Origin of the sequence: Borrelia maritima (assembly GCF_008931845.1) — a bacterium.
Lineage (GTDB): Bacteria > Spirochaetota > Spirochaetia > Borreliales > Borreliaceae > Borreliella > Borreliella maritima.
On the sequence record NZ_CP044537.1, the window covers coordinates 21,907 to 39,902 of the forward strand.

12 protein-coding genes and 2 pseudogenes are annotated in these 17,996 nt (G+C 24.2%); 5 read left to right on the plus strand and 9 right to left on the minus strand.

Going from position 1 to position 17,996, the window contains the following annotated elements; genetic code table 11:
- Positions 1-653: 653 nt before the first annotated feature.
- Together DB723_RS04680 and DB723_RS04685 are read left to right on the plus strand one after the other, a co-directional pair.
- A complete protein-coding gene (locus DB723_RS04680) occupies positions 654-839 on the plus strand; it encodes a ThiF family adenylyltransferase (protein ID WP_151553059.1) in 186 nt (61 codons plus the stop codon).
- A gap of 660 nt (positions 840-1,499) precedes the next feature.
- Positions 1,500-2,399, plus strand: a complete 900-nt coding sequence (locus DB723_RS04685; RefSeq protein WP_228459419.1) for an MFS transporter — start codon at positions 1,500-1,502, stop codon at positions 2,397-2,399.
- Positions 2,400-3,437: 1,038 nt separating this feature from the next.
- Here DB723_RS04685 and DB723_RS05530 read toward each other — a convergent pair.
- The 3 genes from DB723_RS05530 to DB723_RS04695 all read right to left on the minus strand — a co-directional run bounded on the left by DB723_RS05530 (position 3,438) and on the right by DB723_RS04695 (position 5,673).
- The gene (locus DB723_RS05530; RefSeq protein WP_228459426.1) at positions 3,438-3,800 is read right to left on the minus strand and encodes a virulence associated lipoprotein; all 363 of its coding nucleotides are present in this window, start codon (positions 3,798-3,800) and stop codon (positions 3,438-3,440) included.
- A 325-nt stretch (positions 3,801-4,125) separates the two neighbouring features.
- Positions 4,126-4,296 carry a hypothetical protein gene (locus DB723_RS05535; protein WP_228459420.1) on the minus strand — a complete coding sequence of 57 codons (171 nt, stop codon included), beginning with the start codon at positions 4,294-4,296 and terminating at the stop codon, positions 4,126-4,128.
- A 702-nt stretch (positions 4,297-4,998) separates the two neighbouring features.
- On the minus strand, positions 4,999-5,673 hold the full coding sequence (locus tag DB723_RS04695) for a virulence associated lipoprotein (protein ID WP_151553061.1): 675 nt from the start codon (positions 5,671-5,673) through the stop codon (positions 4,999-5,001).
- A 1,519-nt stretch (positions 5,674-7,192) separates the two neighbouring features.
- Between DB723_RS04695 and DB723_RS05355 the strand changes: the two genes are divergently transcribed.
- Positions 7,193-7,357 (plus strand): hypothetical protein, encoded by a 165-nt coding sequence (locus DB723_RS05355; RefSeq protein ID WP_188093272.1) that lies wholly within the window; start codon positions 7,193-7,195, stop codon positions 7,355-7,357.
- A 926-nt stretch (positions 7,358-8,283) separates the two neighbouring features.
- On the opposite strand, the gene DB723_RS04700 is transcribed toward DB723_RS05355, so the two are convergent.
- From DB723_RS04700 to DB723_RS04720, 5 genes and pseudogenes are all read right to left on the minus strand, one after another.
- Positions 8,284-9,204 carry a virulence associated lipoprotein gene (locus DB723_RS04700; protein WP_151553063.1) on the minus strand — a complete coding sequence of 307 codons (921 nt, stop codon included), beginning with the start codon at positions 9,202-9,204 and terminating at the stop codon, positions 8,284-8,286.
- Positions 9,205-9,572: 368 nt separating this feature from the next.
- Positions 9,573-9,888, minus strand: a pseudogene (locus tag DB723_RS05720) (CRASP family complement regulator-acquiring lipoprotein).
- A gap of 1,087 nt (positions 9,889-10,975) precedes the next feature.
- Positions 10,976-11,194, minus strand: a complete 219-nt coding sequence (locus DB723_RS04710) for a hypothetical protein (RefSeq protein ID WP_151553065.1) — start codon at positions 11,192-11,194, stop codon at positions 10,976-10,978.
- A gap of 787 nt (positions 11,195-11,981) precedes the next feature.
- Positions 11,982-12,725: a hypothetical protein gene (locus tag DB723_RS05360; RefSeq protein WP_188093273.1), complete on the minus strand. Its 744-nt coding sequence runs from the start codon at positions 12,723-12,725 to the stop codon at positions 11,982-11,984.
- Positions 12,726-13,529: 804 nt separating this feature from the next.
- On the minus strand, positions 13,530-14,342 hold the full coding sequence (locus tag DB723_RS04720; RefSeq protein ID WP_151553067.1) for a 5'-methylthioadenosine/adenosylhomocysteine nucleosidase: 813 nt from the start codon (positions 14,340-14,342) through the stop codon (positions 13,530-13,532).
- A gap of 1,503 nt (positions 14,343-15,845) precedes the next feature.
- Between DB723_RS04720 and DB723_RS04730 the strand changes: the two genes are divergently transcribed.
- The gene (locus DB723_RS04730) at positions 15,846-16,280 is read left to right on the plus strand and encodes a DUF226 domain-containing protein (RefSeq protein ID WP_151553069.1); all 435 of its coding nucleotides are present in this window, start codon (positions 15,846-15,848) and stop codon (positions 16,278-16,280) included.
- Between the two features lie 195 nt (positions 16,281-16,475).
- A pseudogene (gene bdr / locus DB723_RS05545) lies at positions 16,476-16,752 on the plus strand (Bdr family repetitive protein); the annotation flags it as partial.
- A 374-nt stretch (positions 16,753-17,126) separates the two neighbouring features.
- Here bdr and DB723_RS04740 read toward each other — a convergent pair.
- Entirely contained in the window at positions 17,127-17,633 is a 507-nt protein-coding gene (locus tag DB723_RS04740) for a hypothetical protein (RefSeq protein WP_228459421.1), read from the minus strand.
- Positions 17,634-17,996: the final 363 nt, after the last annotated feature.

Genomic DNA, 17,996 nt, shown 5'->3' on the forward strand with positions numbered 1-17,996 from the left:
ACGGCACTTTTATTTGTTTTAGCTACATAATTGGAAGATTCAAGCCTTCTTCATTTTTAAAAATGAAAAATATATGGTTTAAAGACAGCTCGGCCTCTTTTAAGTATATTTTTGTTTGATAAAAAAATATTAAATTAGCCTTTATGATTTTTATATATTTTTAATTAGTAGTAAGTTATAAAATTTTTTATAACTTACTACTAATTCTTGTTAAATCATCTGGTTTTATTATTTATCAGTAGTTAATAATAGTAATGTAAACGTCCCAAATATATTATATATTTTCTTTGAATCCACTTATATAAATATTAAAATTATTTTTTTGTAGTTTAATTTTTCTAACATCTTTAGTCCTAGAATCTCTTTGTATTGAGCTAGATCTTTAAATTTATAAACATCCTATTTTTCAATTTCTAAAAGATTTTTAGATTTTCTATTGCTTTTTAATTGCTTTACTAATAGTAGCTTTTCTGTTATTTTTCTTTTACCCAATATGTTTAGTTGATTATTGGGTTGAGGCTTTTAATTAAATTACATGCAAAGAATAATAAAACGATAATTATCTTGCCAATATGTATTCATCAATCTTTATATCTTTTTTTGGCTTGTGAAAGTTAATTGTAAATATTTTATGTGGTGGTATTGGGAATTTTATGTCTTATTCTTTTTATAATCTAGGATTAGGGTCTATAATTTTTATAGATGAAGACAAAATAGAAGAATCTAATTTAACCAAACAATTTTTGTTTAGTGATAATAATATAGGGTCTAACAAGGTAGATATAATTGAAGAAAAAATAAAATCACTAAGTAAAATTATTAGAGAATATTTTTACTAACTCAAAAATTAAATCAACATTAATAGTGCTTACAGCAGATGATTGGCTACTATTTGCTTTTAGTTCATAAATTTTGTATTTAAATATTCCACCTATAAATATTGGCTATATCAATGCTTTCTCAAGCAGTGGTTCGTTTTATATTCCAAGTATTTTCTTACAACCAATTTGATGACATAGGATCTATAAAAAAGCTATCATCTTTTAAATTAGAAAGTAAAATAATGTTAGCAAATAAAAACTATCAGGCCCCTTCTTTTTTTCTACTAATAAAATTGCATTGATTAAGGTTGTTATTGATATTATTTTTTGCTTTGGTAATGAATATAAAAAAAATAATTTTTTAAATATAATAAAAATTTATGATAGAAAGCAAACATCAAAGATATTATTTTTGTCAGAATTTGCAAGAACTTTGCCGCACGCTGTATTAACTATTATTTAAATAAACAAAGGCTTATCAATTAAAAGATATTGCTATGGTACAAATTTGTTATATGGTAGCAATTATTATTTTTGAATTTCCATCGGGTGTAATATCAGATATTTTTGATAGAAAAATTGTTTACTTGGTATCAATTTTTCTATCAATGACCTCTTATTTTATTATTTTAAAACTTTTTCATTTGTATTTATTTGTGTTTCATGGTTTATAATGGGATGTCAGCTTCTATTAACACCGGTGAGATTGACATTAGCTTTACTAAAATATATCAAAATAACTCAAAAAAGCTAAAAGCTTTTATATCATTTGTAAAAATAATCCTAAGCATTGGCGCTATTTTAGGCGGATACATAGGAAGTGTATTATATTTGTACATTGATATAAAAATTTATCTAATTTCATTGTTAATATATTTAGTAGTGTCTTTAATTACAATTTTTTTTATACCAAATGATAAAAATACAGATCATAATCATAGTAAAGAAGATTTAAGTTTGTATCTTATAAAGTTTAAAAAAATTATAATAACATTGTTAAAATCCAAAGAACTTTTAGAATTATTTATTTTGATTGGCTCTATTCAATTTTTTTATCAACCCTTTTATTTATACTGGCAAGCAATTTTTATTGACAAAACCATATCTATTAGTATATTTGGAATTATCTATGTGCTGTTTCGTTTATCATATATTATAGGAGAATGGGCATTTGGAAAAATTAAACACCCAAAATATGATATTTATGTTATTTTAACCATAATATCTTTATTATCAGTTTTAATAAAAATAGTTTCACATATTCACATATTTATTGCTGTAATCACATTTTTAGTAATTTTAATTGCTATTTATTCTAATAATTTAGAATATTTTTTAAGAAAAAATATAGATTCAAAGGTTTTGGGAACCATAACCTCTATTAATAGAGTAATATCTCGTATATTTTCATTTATCGCACCGGCTATATGTTTGGTTTTAGCTAATTTTATAAGTGTTATAAATATATTTGTTTTATTAATACTTATTTTTTGTACATTATCTATTGTTGTGGTGTATAAATTTAGAAATAATAGAAAAAGCCAAAAAATAGATACTGTTAATATACCTTTGAAATAAAAGATATTACAATCCTTTACAACCTATCTATTTTAGGTTAAATGTTTGTAAAAATTAAATTATAGTTTAATTAATATTAAACTACATATCTTTTATTATCCATCTTTATAAATGATAAAAGATTCTTTATTCAAAGAAAGTAAAAGAATATAGTCAGGTCTAAAAAGTATAAAATTAAAAGATAAAATTTAAATAGTAAAAATCAAATGACCAGATATTTTTATACACCTAAAACTAAAATCTAATAAAAAATAGCAAATAATTTTTAACCAAAGTTCACAGGAATTATAGGTGGAGATTAATTTGTTAATCAATAAATTTATTTTGATTCTGGATATACTCTTAATAAAATGAATGTAACCTAATAATAATTTCAATTGCGTGCTTAAAGATAAGCAAAATGTTATCTAACATGATGCTAAATGTAATACATAAATTTATAAAAGAAACACGAAAAATATTTTAAAAATAAAGGAGCTAAAATTTCTAACCTAAAGAATGCAACTAAAAACATTAGAAGTAATTTGCTTATGGTTTGTTGATATTTTTGTAGATTTTTGGGATCAAAATTGATGTAAAGTTTCAGATTGTTAAGTTTTTGAAAGGTTGTCTTTCAAAAAAAAGTTTTCAATCAAATTTTTAATAATAGATTTAGATCTGTTTGAGATATTACTACAATAATTTAAATTTTTTGTTAAAATTTATAAGGACACTATTCCCAACTTAAAGATTATAGAAAAAGTAGTTCACTTTGAGGAAATAATTTTATATTTCAAGTGCTTTTAACCAAAAGGCAAAAGAATTTTTAACCTATAATTTATGTGAACTTTAGATGAATATAAGTTAATAAAATTAATTTATCGAGGTTGAGTATACTTTGTATGATATCTGTGAAAATTTTTTCAGTAGAAATAATACAAGAATTTCTAAGTCAAAAATAATATTAATATCAATACCTATCTAAATGGATAAAATATTTTTTCATATAGGTTAAATATACTGTTTTTAAATTGATTAACAACTTAAAAAGTTGAACTTTTAAGGGTTATATGTTGACACTATAAGCTTTTGCAGATTTCTTGATTCTATAGCCCGTTGTCTAAATTCATTTTCAAGTTTATTTACATGGAATTTAAGCTTATTGATGTCTCTTTTTATAAGATCTTTATTATTTTCATAATCCAATACAAGTTGTTTTGACATTCCTGAGACACTTTCTATGATAGATAATATTTTGTCAAACGAATTTTTAAGCGTTTCTAAATCCGCAATATCTAGTTTATTTGGCCTATCTTTTTTGGAATGCAGGTGGTCACTTATTATGTCAATAGCGCTTCCAATAGCGCTAAAGGAATTAAATATATTTACTACTGGTGCTAGTTTATTTATATTTTGAATAATATCTGGGAATTCCTTTAATTAATTAATATCCAGGACACTTAAATAGTATAGGTATGTCTTTCTAAATCTTGCAGATCTTTCGGTATTGTCAGATATCTTTTCGGGCCCTTCTCTCCAACTCTATGCTTTAAAAGCCCGTACTCTGTATTGATCTTCGAGTTCTTTTTCCATTTCTTTTATATTTAATATGCTTTTCTTTATGCGCATTAGCCGTTTCTATTGAATTTTTTAAATCATTAGGTAGTTTATTTTTTAGTTGTTGTTTTCTCTTAAGTTTTCCTTCTTATTTCTTCTTAAGCTCTTTTTTTATTTTGGGCTTTAATTCTTATTGCTTTAGGTTTTCTATTTTGGCTTTGATTTTGTGCTTAGAGTCTTCAGTTTTGGGTCTTGATTTTTCAGTAGGCGGGCATTTAATGTTTTTTTGATCAGTATTAAAATCTGTCCTGCAGGCTAAAAATCGAAAAACAAATATGGTTGTAATTATGTGGTATTTCATAAATACTCTCTTTATATAGTTTAATTTATACCCAATTTATTTATTTTAATAATAGTATATTTTATTTGTGAATTAGGTTCTTAATGTTTGTTGTTTTAAAATTCAAAAATTTTGAGGGCATAAAGAATTTTTAAAGCGTTTAAAGCGGCTTTATAATATCTTTTTAAAAAATTAAATTTTTATAAATTAATATACTAATTTAGTAATACCGGTTCAAAAATTTAGATATGTTTGCTTATCTTAATAAAACAAGCTCAAAACTCTTTAAAACCCTTTGTAGACTTTTTAATTATTCTTAAATTCTTTATCTTTTTAAAATATTTTTCAGTTTTTCTAAAAACTTCTTTGGTTTATTTAAATCTTTGATTTTAATTTTGACAGTTTTGAGAATGCTTTGGAGCCGATCAACATCATTTATTTAAATTTTATCTCTCAATATCGATTTAACCTTTTTGGAATTAACAGCAAAGTTTTCTATTGTAAGCAAATTTCTTATTGGATTTGTTTTGATATTAAAATAATTGTTTTTTCGATTTTTACTTTTTTAAAGGTTAAATTGTTTGCCATTTCTTAATTAATTTCAATTTGTTTTTATGTTTGTTTAATTAAAGCAATATTAATGGGGAATAATAAACCTTTTTATTGGGCCTTTATATTTAAAGGTCTAATTTACTTTAAAACCCCTTATTAATAAATTTAAATTCAAAATGCTTGAATAGGTATTGATAATATGGTTTTTTTTAGATTTACGGTCTCTTTATTTTTTTCATTAAACTGATTATATATCGTATCGAAATATGTTTCTGATTTAGAATCATCTGGTTTTATAGAATTTTCATTGTTTTGATGATCCAATAAGACCTTTTTTATGATTGTTGAAAAAAAATTCCTTATAGAGAACAGTTGTTCAAGAGAATTTTTGATCTTTTCCAAATCTAAGGTTTTTGTCTTATCTAAGGTCTCTTTTTTTGAGCCTAAGTGATTAATTACCTGCTCTATGTTAAGTTCTAAAATTGCTATGCTATTTAATACTTTGCCCGGTGATTTTAGTGTTGGTTTATGAAATATGGTTACAAATTTATTGAATTCATCATCTGTTAAAAAACTATTTATAAAATTGAAAGCTCTTTGATCTATCTCGAAAACTTTCTTATTATTTTTATCATCTACAGGGTTTTGATCTACTGGCTTAGCTTGTAGCAGTTTACGCTTGTCGATGCTTTCTTTGGTTGTTGCTATTAAATCTTTTATTTCATTAATATATTCGTTTTTTGTTTTATTAACATGTTTTTTTATTCTCGTTTCAGTGTCATGGTTGGCAGTGCAGCTATTTAAAAGTAAAAAAACACACATACATAAAATTATGTTGTTTTTCATAAAAATTTCTCCTCAATTAGTATAGATTAATTATATTCTTATATTAGAGAACATACAACACAATAAGCTTGGCAGAATAATAAGACACTTTTATGAGACTAAATAAGTAATTTTTGAAAGTAAGGGTGTATTATGATAAGCCGTTTAATATTTTTTAAGTTTTAAGATTTTTTTAAAGCTTTTAAAAACTCTATCTAAAAAATAAGATCCCATCTTTATTGCTAGGGTTAAATTTGTATTATTAATGTTTATTATACTAATAAACATTAATAATACTTATCTTCTTGCTATGATAAAATTTTCAAGAAAATCTTCAAATTTATAAAGTTTTTGTTATTTTTTTATATAAAATTTTCATCAATTCAATTTTATTATTGTCACTGCAGTAGTTTTGTGTAATTAATTTTTATAACTTTAATATTCCATTTTATTATTTTTGATGGGTTTTAAAACGATAGTGATATTTTTAGAGATGCTAGAATTTATTGGTGATTAGAATCATATATTCTAAATTTAATATTTAGATAAAAAAGTAGAGACAAGAGCGGGGTGTCTAAAATCAATAAATAATGATAATAAAAGGGGGTTTGCATAAAATATAAGGTCGGGTATTGGAAAGTCTAAATGCTAATAAAATGAAAATTTAATTTCTAAAAAGACAATATTTTTATCAAAGTTTAAGAAATAAATAACAAAACACAGCATACAAAAATATTTATTGATTTTTTACATTTGGGATAATTTAAAGAAATTAAAATAAGTTTTTTATTGTATGTCCGTATATAAAATTTATTACCTAAAATTTAGGTTTAAAAAAATAAAGTATTTTTTATTATATAAAACATTTTAGGAGCTAACAGGAAAAATAAAAATTTGTCAAGTGTATTATAACTAAATGAGCAATAAAAACTATAAAATAATTAGCATTTCAAATATTAAAGTAAGCGTTGTTAAAAGTGTTTTAACCATTAAATTTAATTTTATTAAAGGGATCAATAGGGAACTTGCCAATTAAAGGGGTGCTATGTGAACTTTAAGTAGTTGTAACACTTTGTATGATAGAGATATAAATATAACTCTAAATCTTAAAGATTCTTATTATAAAGAAGTAAAAACCAGGGTAGGAACTTTTTTAAAGCAAGAAGCTATTTCTATAATTTAATTTTTTATATTTTCTTTGGTAAATTTGATTACATTTGAGTTTTTGAATGTATATTTAAATTGTGGTGGTTTTTTGAATTTCAAAGCTTTTTGTTTTATTTTGTGGGTATTTGTTCAACAGTCATAAAAATATATTATGCAATGTTATGCTATTTTTATATCAACTGGATAGGAAATGTAAACTGTGATTAAACTAAAATTAATAAAAGTATTTATAAAAAATAAATTTAAACTCAATGAAGAAAATAATTATATTTAAAAACGATGCTTTAAAATTATATTTTATCAAAAATTATAAATTTGACAATAATCAAAAACCCCTAATAAACAAATTGCTTATATACTTAAGTATAATTTTTTGTTAAAAGTAAAGCAATCAGCAAATACATTGGATTATTGGTTTGTTGAACAATCAACACTAAAATCAAAATTACAAGCATATATAGGAATGGCCGATATTGGGCCTGCAATATTACAAAGTGGCTGCCGAGCTTTTCAAAAAATAGGTCAAAAAGTTAATTGAGGCACATATAAAACACTGAGGTTTTAGCCAAGTACAAATAGATAATTTGGGGGCAATTTTATCAAATTGCTTGAAAAAAGTAAAGAATAAGGAAATAGTTTTTGATTTTGACCAAGATTCCAAAAATACGGTATTTGAAACCAGCAACTTAATGTAAGTTATTAATAATGCTTTTAAAAGCAAGAATGTAAATATTTGTGTTAATATAATGGATTGGCCAAAGGAAGTATTCTAAAAGACTGTCTATTTAGCATTAAAATCTTTAGCAACAATCAATTACATATAATAACGCGCCATTATCTAGAAACGCTACTATATGCCCAAAAAGAGATTAAATTGATATAAATTTTAGAACAGTTTTGTTAGTTTGGGAGCAAAGTTTGAATTGTTCTAAGGTGCAAGAGATAAAATTGAACAACTAGGATCCTATTTAACAAGAAATGTTTTAAAAATTTGCAAGGGAAAAAGAAAAAGTATAGCTTTTAAATATGTAAAAAGTTGCTTGAAATAAAGGACAAAAAGTAGAGATAAGAGCGCAGCAGAAGAAAGTGTTTACAAAGAGCAAATTTACAAATTAGAGATTTATAGAAAAAGTAATTTCCTTTGAGGAAATAATTCTATATTTCAAGTGCTTTTAACTAAAAAAGCAAAAGAATTTTTAACCTATAATTTATGTGAGCTTTAGATGGATATAAGTTAATAGAATTAATTTACCGGGATGGGATTGAATATGCTTTTATGATATCTGTGAAAACTCTTTCAGTAGGAATAATACAAGAATTTCTAAGCCAAAAACCATATTAATAGTAATACCTATCCAAATAGTTAAAATATTTTCCCACAAAAGCTTAAATATACTATTTTTAAATTGTTGATAAAGCTTAAATATGCGTTTTTAAATTGTTAGTAAATTTAAAAGCTAAACATTAAGGGTTATATTTTGACACTATAAGTCTTTTTAGATTTCCTGCTTCTAGAGATTGTTGCTTAATTTCATTGACCAGTTCATTTGAATAAGATTTAAGCTTATTAACATCTGTTTTTAGATTTTTATAATCTAGTAAAAGTTTTTTTGATCTTCCTGCGACACTTCCTTTTATATATAATATTTGTTCAAATGAGTTTTTAAGCGTTTCTAAATCCGAAATATCTAGTTTGTCTAGATTGTCTTTTTTGGAATATAGGTGATCAATTACTATGTCAAGAGCTCCTCCAATAGCGCTAAAGGAATTAAATATACTTACTACTGGTGCTAGTTTATTTATATCTTGAATAATATCTGAAAATTCCTTTAATTCATGAGGATCCAAAGGGCTTAAAACAGTATAAGTATGCCTTCTAAATCTTATAGATCTTTCGGTATTGGCAGTCATCTTTTCAGTCCCTGCCCCCCAATTTAATCCCCTAAAAGATGGCAACATTCCGTAATGGTCTTCAGGTTCTTTTTCCATAATTTTTACATATTTTTCTTTAAAATTGTAGGCTGATTCTATTTGCTTTTTTAAATCATCAAATAGTCTATTTTTTAGTTGTTTTTTTATCAGTTCTTCCTCTTCCTCTTCTTCTTCTTGTTTTTCTTCTTGTTTTTCTTCTTGTTTTTCTTCTTGTTTTTCTTCTTGTTTTTCTTCTTGTTTTTCTTCTTGTTTTTCTTCTTGTTTTTCTTCTTGTTTTTTATTAAGCTCCTCTTTTGTCGTAGGTTTTGATTCTTTTTGCTTAGAGTCTTCGGTTGTGGGTCTGGATATTTTTTCAGGGTGGGGGTATTTAATCTCTTTTTGATCAGTATTAAAATCCGGCCTACAAGCTAAAAATAGAAAAACAAATATAGTTGTAATTATATGGTACTTCATAAATACTCTCCTTTATATAATTCCATATTTATTTATATATACTTATTATAAGCAAATATTTAATTAAATTAAATAATTTATTGTAATATAAAATTTTTTAAATCTATTTTATATATCCTTGATTGATTTTTACCAAATTTGTTATTTAGGCGACAGTATGTTTGATTTGTGAAGTGAATAAGGTTGCTTTTATAATTATTTAAATATCAATGTATTTTATTAAAGCAATATTAATGTAAAATAGTAACTTTTTTTATTAGGCTTTTATATTTAAAGGCCTTTTTTACTTTAAAAATCCTTATTAATAAGTTTTAATTCATAATGCTGGGAATAGGTATTGATAATATAGTGTTTTTCAGATTTCTAGCTTATTTCTTTTCCTCATTAAACCGATTTAATGTTGTGTTCAGGCATTCTTCTAATTTAGAATTCTCTGTTTTTATAGAATTTTTATTTTTTTGATAATCTAATAAAATCTGTTTCATGCTTTTTGAAAAAAATTTCCTTATAGAGAATTAATTGTTCAAGAGAATTTTTGATCTTTTCTAAATCAAGGGTATATGCCTTATCTAAGGCATCTTTTTTTGATTCTAATTGATTAATTGTCTGCTCTATGTTAAGTTCTAAAATTGCTATGCTGTTTAATATCTTGCCTGGTGATTGTAGTTTTGGTTTGTGAAATATTTTTGCAAATTCGTTGAATTCATCATCTGGTTAAAAAACTATTTATAAGGTCGAAGGCGCTGCTATCCATCTCGAAAGCTTTCTTTCCATTTTTACTGTTTATAGGCTTTTGATTTATCGGGTTAGCCAACGGCAGTTCGTTTTTGTTTATACTTTCTTTAGTTGTTGTTATTAAATTTTTTATTTCATTAATATATTCGTTTTTTATTTTATCAGCATGTTTTTTAGTGCTGATTTAGTATCACGGTCGGGATTGCATCTGTTTAAAAGCAAAAAAACACATATATATAAAATTGTTTTATTTTTCATAAATATTCTCCTTAATTAGCGTAGATTAATTATATTATTATATTAGAAATCATACAACATAATAATGTGTTTTGTTATCAACAGGCATAATTTGCATTGTTTTGTTTTTTATACTTATAAACATTAATCAAATTTTAGATGCTTACTTGTTATTTTTTAAATTTTTATTCTTATTTAATCTTTTTTTAGAAAAAATAATTTGTATTTAGAGGGGATATTCCCCTTTAGATCTATTAGAAATTAATCTTCTCTTATCTTAGGTTAATATTAAAATATTCTTATCTTTAATATTAACCTTCCAAGCCTGCTATTCATTTTAATTTAAAGTCTTTTTTAATAATAAATACAATAACAGAGACGGTATGATATATCGGGTCCTTATTATTGTCATAATATTTACCGTTCTATTGTTCAAATTATTTCCTTATAAAAAATTCTTTATTTTTTAAATATCTTTTTTAAGCTTTTATGCCAAATTAGATATTTTTTTTGTAAGATTTTTTATATATAAGTACCTTTTGTCTAAAAAATTCATTTTTTACTTTATAATAATAACTAAAAATTTAAAATTATAAATTAAAACAAAATTTTGCTATCTTTTTTCAAATCTTCTATTTTATAATCTTTTTGTAAGCTCATTTATGTTCAAATTATTTAATTTTTTCTATTTTAAATATTCCGAAAGAACCCTTTTATAAAGTCTTAAACATTGCTGTAGTATTTTTGTAACCGATTTATATAACCTTTATTTATGCTTTGCAACTCTTCTTTATTCTTTTTATATTTTAGGTTTTCTTTTTTTGATAAATTTATTTGCAAATTCTTTAATTTTTTGATTTTCTTCTTTTTTGGTATATTCTAACCAATCTTCAAGTGTCTTATTTTTACCATGTAGTTTTCTAAATAATGAGTATTCTCTATCCCACTTAATAGTGACATCTTCATATTCTTTTATAATATGAAGATTTGATATATGGTTTTTAGGGAATTTAATCATATTAACCCTTCCTAACTGTTTAAAATTATTATAGCAGTTTGATTCTTTTATTTTTTGAATTTTGTGACTTGTAGCAACAACTGATTATAAATATTCTATAAACAGATCTAATTTTTGTATTTTTACTTAACATATATGTTTTAATTTTAAACCCGTAATGCTATTATTGCAAATATTTGCTGGTAGATTATTAATGTTTTTGGACTTTTATATTCTAAAAACCTTTTTTCAATAGTTTATATAAGTAAAAATATATTGATTACTTTTAGAAATAATGAATCTAGCAATGATTATATGTGTTTTAAGACTTTAAATTTGGGTTGAGAATATAGGCTCTTTATAGGGAGGCTTTATTATCTAAAATATAAATAGTACAAATACTTTTACAGTATTTTAATGATTTTGGCGAAATTACAAAGAATATAGCACGGTAAATCGTGTTTTTCCTAAAATCCAAAAAAAATTAAGTTGATATTTAATGTAAAAGGCGGTGCTCTTTTTTGAAATGCAAAGCTATGTAAAGTGAATCATTAATTCACATAGATTAATTGGGGTTGGGCGTGGGTGTTTTTAGATATTTTATCTTTTTTCCTTCTTCATCTTTCTAAATAGCATATTTCCACATTTGGTGTTTTTATATTTATATCTTGCTTGGAATATTGTTTGTAAAAGAACTGCCAACAAGATATAATAATTTATCCTTTATAAAACCAACTTAAAAGATTTTTTTAATTGAGATTAAAGCGCACAATTAAGAAAAAAATTTAGATATAAAAAACCTTCAAAATTAATCTATTTTAAAACAAACATGTATGGCCATTGCCGAATTTTTTATTTTACAAATTGCCTCATTTAAGGTTATTAATATGATGTCATGCCCATTTTTATTTTCATCTTTAAGCTCATTATATACGCCTTCAAAATATGTTTCAACATTATACATAAGTGTTTTTATGCATTTTTTAGCTTCAATTTTATCTTCATTGCTTGAATTTTTTAAATATACCTTTATTAATGAATTTTGATTATTAAAGCTGTCTATTGCCTTTTTAAGGTCATTATATTTACTAATGCTATTATCATACTCATCAATTACCGCTATTTTTAACAATTCATCTAGTAAATTTATCATCTTTAATCCATTTTCTAAATTACTTTTAGCTGTTGGTGAGGCGTTATAGCCTGACATAATTAATGCTTTAAAAGCCAAATCAATCTTTTCTGATGACTTTTTAATTGCTTGAACTAGCTTGGGAGTATCTTTTACTTCTATATTCTTACTATTGCTTTTCTTTTGAGAATTGACTTCTTCATTAGATTTTTCAGCATCGATTTTGGCTTCGCTTGCCAACATTAAGAGATCTTGAGCACTTAATGTTTTTATTTTTCCTTCACTTAATTCATTTAAGCTTTGCTTACTAGTTGTTAATGCTATCGAGCTATTTTTGTTCTTTTCTTTTGCGGCTTTATTTTCGTACCATTTACACGAACTGATCAGGTTTATCAGTATTAACAATACTATTTTTTTCATTTTGAAACTCCTAAATTAAACAATAACAATTGTTATTAATATATAACGCAATTCTAAGCTTTAACTATTTTGTATTATGAAAAATGTCTCAATAATAATTCACAAGCTGAATATTTTAAGCCTATATTATGGGCTTAAAATATTGTCACAAGTCACAAAAATAACAAGGATTAGATTTTTGGTTAATAAATAAATTTATTACACAGCTAATACAACATTACAAAAGCACAGATTTTTTAATTAAGTTTTAATTTGTTGGTATAGGTATTCTTTATTGCTGGATAAATATTATTAATGATATTGATTGTCAGTGGCATAAAATAGAATAGAATTTTTACAATAACAATTTTCTAATATATTGAGAATTTAATTATGTAAAAAAGAAATTAATGTTTTTATAAAAAGAAAATAAATTATTAAATAAAATTAAGCTTTTTGTATCAATGGGATTAATAGTTTGGCTTTTAAGTATTGGGGATATTTATTTTAATAAAGAGATTACTTGTTGGGGGATTATAATAAAAAAAAGACATAATCAAGCATAGTGTAGAGAACTTATTGGGGGATAGTACTCATTGAAGGGATTTGTTCATTGATAAGGCAAAAAATACTAAGCATTACTTTATTTCTTTTATATTGATTTTAGCAAGAAGCGCCAATTCGTTATAAGTAAAGAAGAGAGCAATTTTATAGGGCTAGAAGAATATAAGTTTAAAGAGATGAGTATATATATTACAAGATGCTACAACTAAATCCAAAAGAAGATTATAAAAAAATAAAAAATACAATTAAAAACTTAATAAGTTACATTAACTTAATTAAGCTTTCTACTATTTTTGCTGAGCTGGAAGAAGCTTTTTTTAAGAATTTTTTATAATCATTATAATTATTTTCATTATTAACTATATCAGATATTCCCCGGATGATTATAAAGGGAATTTTAAAGCTGTATGCTACTTGAGCCATTGCTGCGCCTTCCATGTCTATTGCGATTGCGTTTTCAAATTCTTCTGGAATTTCTTGCAAAGTTTGATGGTCAATGAATTGGTCTCCAGTAATTATTAATCCCATATATGAGGCTATATTTTTTATTTTTATCTTAGAAGTTTTCCTTATAAGCGCAGTATTTGCTTTAAATTTTTTAGGGTATTCTGGAATATGTCCAATTTCATATCCAAATTTATGTAGATCAAAATCGTAACTTGTTGTTTCTTTAGATATTACAACGTCTCCTATTTTTATAAATTTGTTTTTATTGCTATAAATTCCACTAGCAACCCCAGCACCGATTATGTGACTAATTTTATATTTTGATATAATATAGCTTGTCCAAAGGGCTGTATTTATTTTTCCAACTCCCGTAGCTATGGTAATTATATTATGATACGCTACTTTCCCAATGGTAATCTTTTTTTTTCTTCTATGTTCTTCTATTGAAATAGATTTTTTGTTTTGAATAATCTTATTTATCTCTTCTATTTCTGCTTTTGTAGCTGAGATTATTAAAATATTATTTTGAGAATTTTCATTTGGGGTATTTGTTTTTGACTCATTTCCCCAGCTATTTGAAACCATAGATACAAATATTAATATGTTTACTATATTTTTAATTTTCATTAAGAAAGCTCCCTTATATGTTTTTTGTTAATTTATAGATTAGTATTTGCATTTTATAGTTTAAATAGTATTGCAATATTACCTTATTTATAGGGTAATGTTTGTGTTTTATTTTCGACAATAAAACGAGCTTTTAGTTAAGAGTAAAATTTAAATTAATATTACTGATAATATCAATACTTAAAAACAAAAAGCAAATGCAAAGCAACGTATTCTATATTTGACTGTAGAATTTAAGTAACTCGTAAAAAGAAGCTAACTTTAGAAATGTTTTTAAAGTTAGAAAAAGCATTTAGAATAACAATCAATTTTTTAATTAAACATTTAGGTTTAATGTGGGCATTGAAATCTAATAGTGAATCCAAATATTTTATTTTTATTAAAATTAAAGTGAAATTGCATTTGACAAGGACGCAAAAGATGACACCATGAATAGAAAAAACAAGCTTAAATTTAATCGATGCATGTTCGAAATATAGTTTAATCAGCAGTAAAATTAATGCTTTAGCATTTTATTCTTAGAAGTTATTGTAATGGTTTATTTGCTGCTTGATCCTAATGCCTTGTATTTTGGGGGTTAACTCTATGTGTTGGAATTTCTATTACATGGTTTGGATATTGAGATTGATATCAGCTATAATAGTTTAATAAACTCTAATGCTTACGATATGCTTGTGAAAAGCTTGAAACTAAAGATTGTTTAAGCGCCATAAAAGATTTTATTCAAAAAGACAAATTACATGATGAAATATTGGAATTTAAGCAAGATATTGCAAATTCCAATTCTAGTGATTTTTTTAAGATTAAAAATGGCAAAGCTTATTGAGCTTGAAAAAAGCAATTAATCACTTATTTTATAAAAAAGATTTTTTATAAAAGTGGAAAATCTTAGATTTAAAAAATATCAAAAATTCGCTTGAACAATTATTCTCTATAAAACAATATTTTTCAGCAACCATAAAACAGATTTATTAGATTGTCAAAACAATAAAAATTTAAAACAAACTCAATAAGAGATACATAATAGAAAACTTTACTGTTAATTTCGTGAAGGGTTTAAATGACATTAAGGGATAAAATTTAAATAAATGATGTTGATTGGCCTCCCAAAGTATTTTCAAAACTGTCAAAATTAAAATCGAAGATTTAAATAAACCAGAGGAGTTTTTAGAAAAACTGAAAAAATATCTTAAAAATCTAAAGAGCTTGAAGAATAATTAAGGAATCTGCAAAGGGTTTGAAAGAACAGCAAACTTGTTTTATTAAAATAAACAAGCATATCTAAATTTTTGAACCGGTATTATTAAATTAGTATATTAATTTATAAAAATTAAATTTTTAACAAAGATGTTGTAAACTTAATTTATAAATAAGTACATTTACTATTTCTAGTTTTTTGCAATATTACAATAAAATATAAAATAATAAAAAAGTGTAAATGATAAAAGTAACCAAATGAGCAGCATTGTTGTACTTTACAAAAGTATCCTATAAATACTTTAAATGATAGTCTTTGAGAATCACGCCTTTTTTAAAAAAGAAATCATTGGCGATAAAACCATATATCATACAAGATTGATGAATATTTTAAAAGCATTCAGGACTCAAGCCGATAAATTTTCAATTTATTTAGTGAATTTTTTAAACAAAGAGAAAAAATATGTTTATTTCTTTCCAAAGAAAGATGAGGATGCGGTTTTGAGGATGTTTTATGGATTCAAGAAGATCAAGTATGATAAATTGTACAATGATTATACTTTTGTTTGTAAATTTTCCAAAAAAATATGTAAGACTTTTGATAAAATTTGTTATATTGAATTTAGGTTCAAAACGGGTAGTGTATTTTTATATATTCACACTATAGCTTATTTGATTACAAATCCCAATGTTAGATTTTCTAGAAAATTATATAATCGAATATTAGATTTGGAAAAATAAGTATTTAAGCTTTATTCTAAAGATTTGGATCTCGCAGGAATTATAACTAATTGGATTTTGAAAATTCGGCAAAAAATAATCAAATAGAATTGACAATTCTCACTGCAAAGAATTGTGTGATTTTCAAAATTTGATATCCATTTGGTCTGGATTTATGCTAAAATGCCTTTAGCAGGTAAGTGAATTGTGAAAGAAATGTTTCCATCAAATATTACTGAAGAGCAAATATATAAAAGAGTTCTTGTGACTAGGTATGGAACAATTAATAGCACAAGACTTGTCAAAAAGATATTATCATAATGAGCTTACATATAAAGATTTGGAAAATTTAGAAGAACAATTCAACTTGAAGTTCGATAATCTTATTTTTGAGATTTATTTTGTAGAAAAAAATTAAAATATCAAAATAGATAATTTAGACTCTAAAATTGATGCTGTAGAGAAGAATTTACAAAAAGATATGTCTAGTTTGGCATGAGATCTTAAATAAAGATATGTCTAGTTTGGCATGAGATCTTAAATAAAGATATGTCTAGTTTGGCATGAGATCTTGATAAAAGGCTACAAATTAATAGTCAAATTTTTTTTGGGAAAGCTTAAGGTAAGTAACAGAATAATAAGTTTATTGTAGTAGTAGTTGTTCCCGTTGTTATATCTTATAATCTAATGCCTTTTGTTATGTCGCTAATTAGCAGCTATTTCAAATAGAAATTACAAAAAATTTTTCACCTTAATTAAGAAAAAAATTTTAGATATAATTTGCTTTTGCAATTTTACTAGTATTTTTGTAGATTCCTAGATTTTTAGGTTAGCATTAATGTATTGCTTTAGAGTATGTAAGTTTTTTCAAGGTTCTTTTTCAGTAAAAAATTTTGAAATTAAGTTTGTAATAGTAGATTTAAGCTTTTTGGTGCTGTTTTTATAATAATTCAGATTGTTTTTATTGAGCTTTAGAGGTGTAAATGATTTGATGTAGTTAAGTTTTTCGTATAGATTTAATATACAAGGAGTGTTAACTAGAAAGATGTTTTTAAAATTAGAGTTGTATTTGATTTCATGTAGTGTTTCTCTAGATTTAGCAATCAAAGAGTAAGCAATTTTTAGTTGTTTAGTAGTAATTTTAAAATCAAATATATTTTTTAAAATATATTTGATTTTGGTTGTAGCAATAGATGGTAATTTATTTTTGTCTATATTTTCAATGCATCTGGAAATTTTATTAGAACAAATTAGAGAGTATGTTTTGAATTTGCAAGCCGCTTCTAATGTATAAGAAATTATGTCAGATTTGAAATTGTAAGGAGTTTTGATATTTGGATTTTTTAGATGAGACAATGGAATTCCAGAAGTCATAATAATTCCAAGTAATTGGTGAGTAGTGCTATAAGAATTGATAAGGTGTTCTCCAATTAGAATGAATTCATTTGGATTAATTTTATAAAATTTTTTTGCTTAGTAGATTTGCTTTTAAAAAAAATTGTAAAAAAACATATAAACATTATTTACTTTTTTGTAAAAATCCAAACTTTATAAGTTTTAACCTTTTGGGGTTTAAAGTTTAGCTTTTTCGAAAAATTCAAGTCGGGCTTTAGCTTTTTTAGGTTAGAGTTTAATTTTTTTGAGTTGGGTTTTAATCTTTTGGGTTAATTTGTAGAGATGAAATATCTATACAAATAACATATTATATATATAATATGTTATTTGTATAGATATTTC

What these genes read in the sequence shown, in the direction of transcription:
- DB723_RS04680 (WP_151553059.1), top strand. Translation starts at nt 654, where the DNA reads ATGTCTTATTCTTTTTATAATCTAGGATTAGGGTCTATAATTTTTATA.
- DB723_RS04685 (WP_228459419.1), top strand. Translation starts at nt 1,500, where the DNA reads ATGTCAGCTTCTATTAACACCGGTGAGATTGACATTAGCTTTACTAAA.
- DB723_RS05535 (WP_228459420.1), bottom strand. Translation starts at nt 4,296, where the DNA reads ATGAAATACCACATAATTACAACCATATTTGTTTTTCGATTTTTAGCC.
- DB723_RS04695 (WP_151553061.1), bottom strand. Translation starts at nt 5,673, where the DNA reads ATGAAAAACAACATAATTTTATGTATGTGTGTTTTTTTACTTTTAAAT.
- DB723_RS04700 (WP_151553063.1), bottom strand. Translation starts at nt 9,204, where the DNA reads ATGAAGTACCATATAATTACAACTATATTTGTTTTTCTATTTTTAGCT.
- DB723_RS04710 (WP_151553065.1), bottom strand. Translation starts at nt 11,194, where the DNA reads ATGATTAAATTCCCTAAAAACCATATATCAAATCTTCATATTATAAAA.
- DB723_RS05360 (WP_188093273.1), bottom strand. Translation starts at nt 12,725, where the DNA reads ATGAAAAAAATAGTATTGTTAATACTGATAAACCTGATCAGTTCGTGT.
- DB723_RS04720 (WP_151553067.1), bottom strand. Translation starts at nt 14,342, where the DNA reads ATGAAAATTAAAAATATAGTAAACATATTAATATTTGTATCTATGGTT.
- DB723_RS04730 (WP_151553069.1), top strand. Translation starts at nt 15,846, where the DNA reads ATGATAGTCTTTGAGAATCACGCCTTTTTTAAAAAAGAAATCATTGGC.
- DB723_RS04740 (WP_228459421.1), bottom strand. Translation starts at nt 17,633, where the DNA reads ATGACTTCTGGAATTCCATTGTCTCATCTAAAAAATCCAAATATCAAA.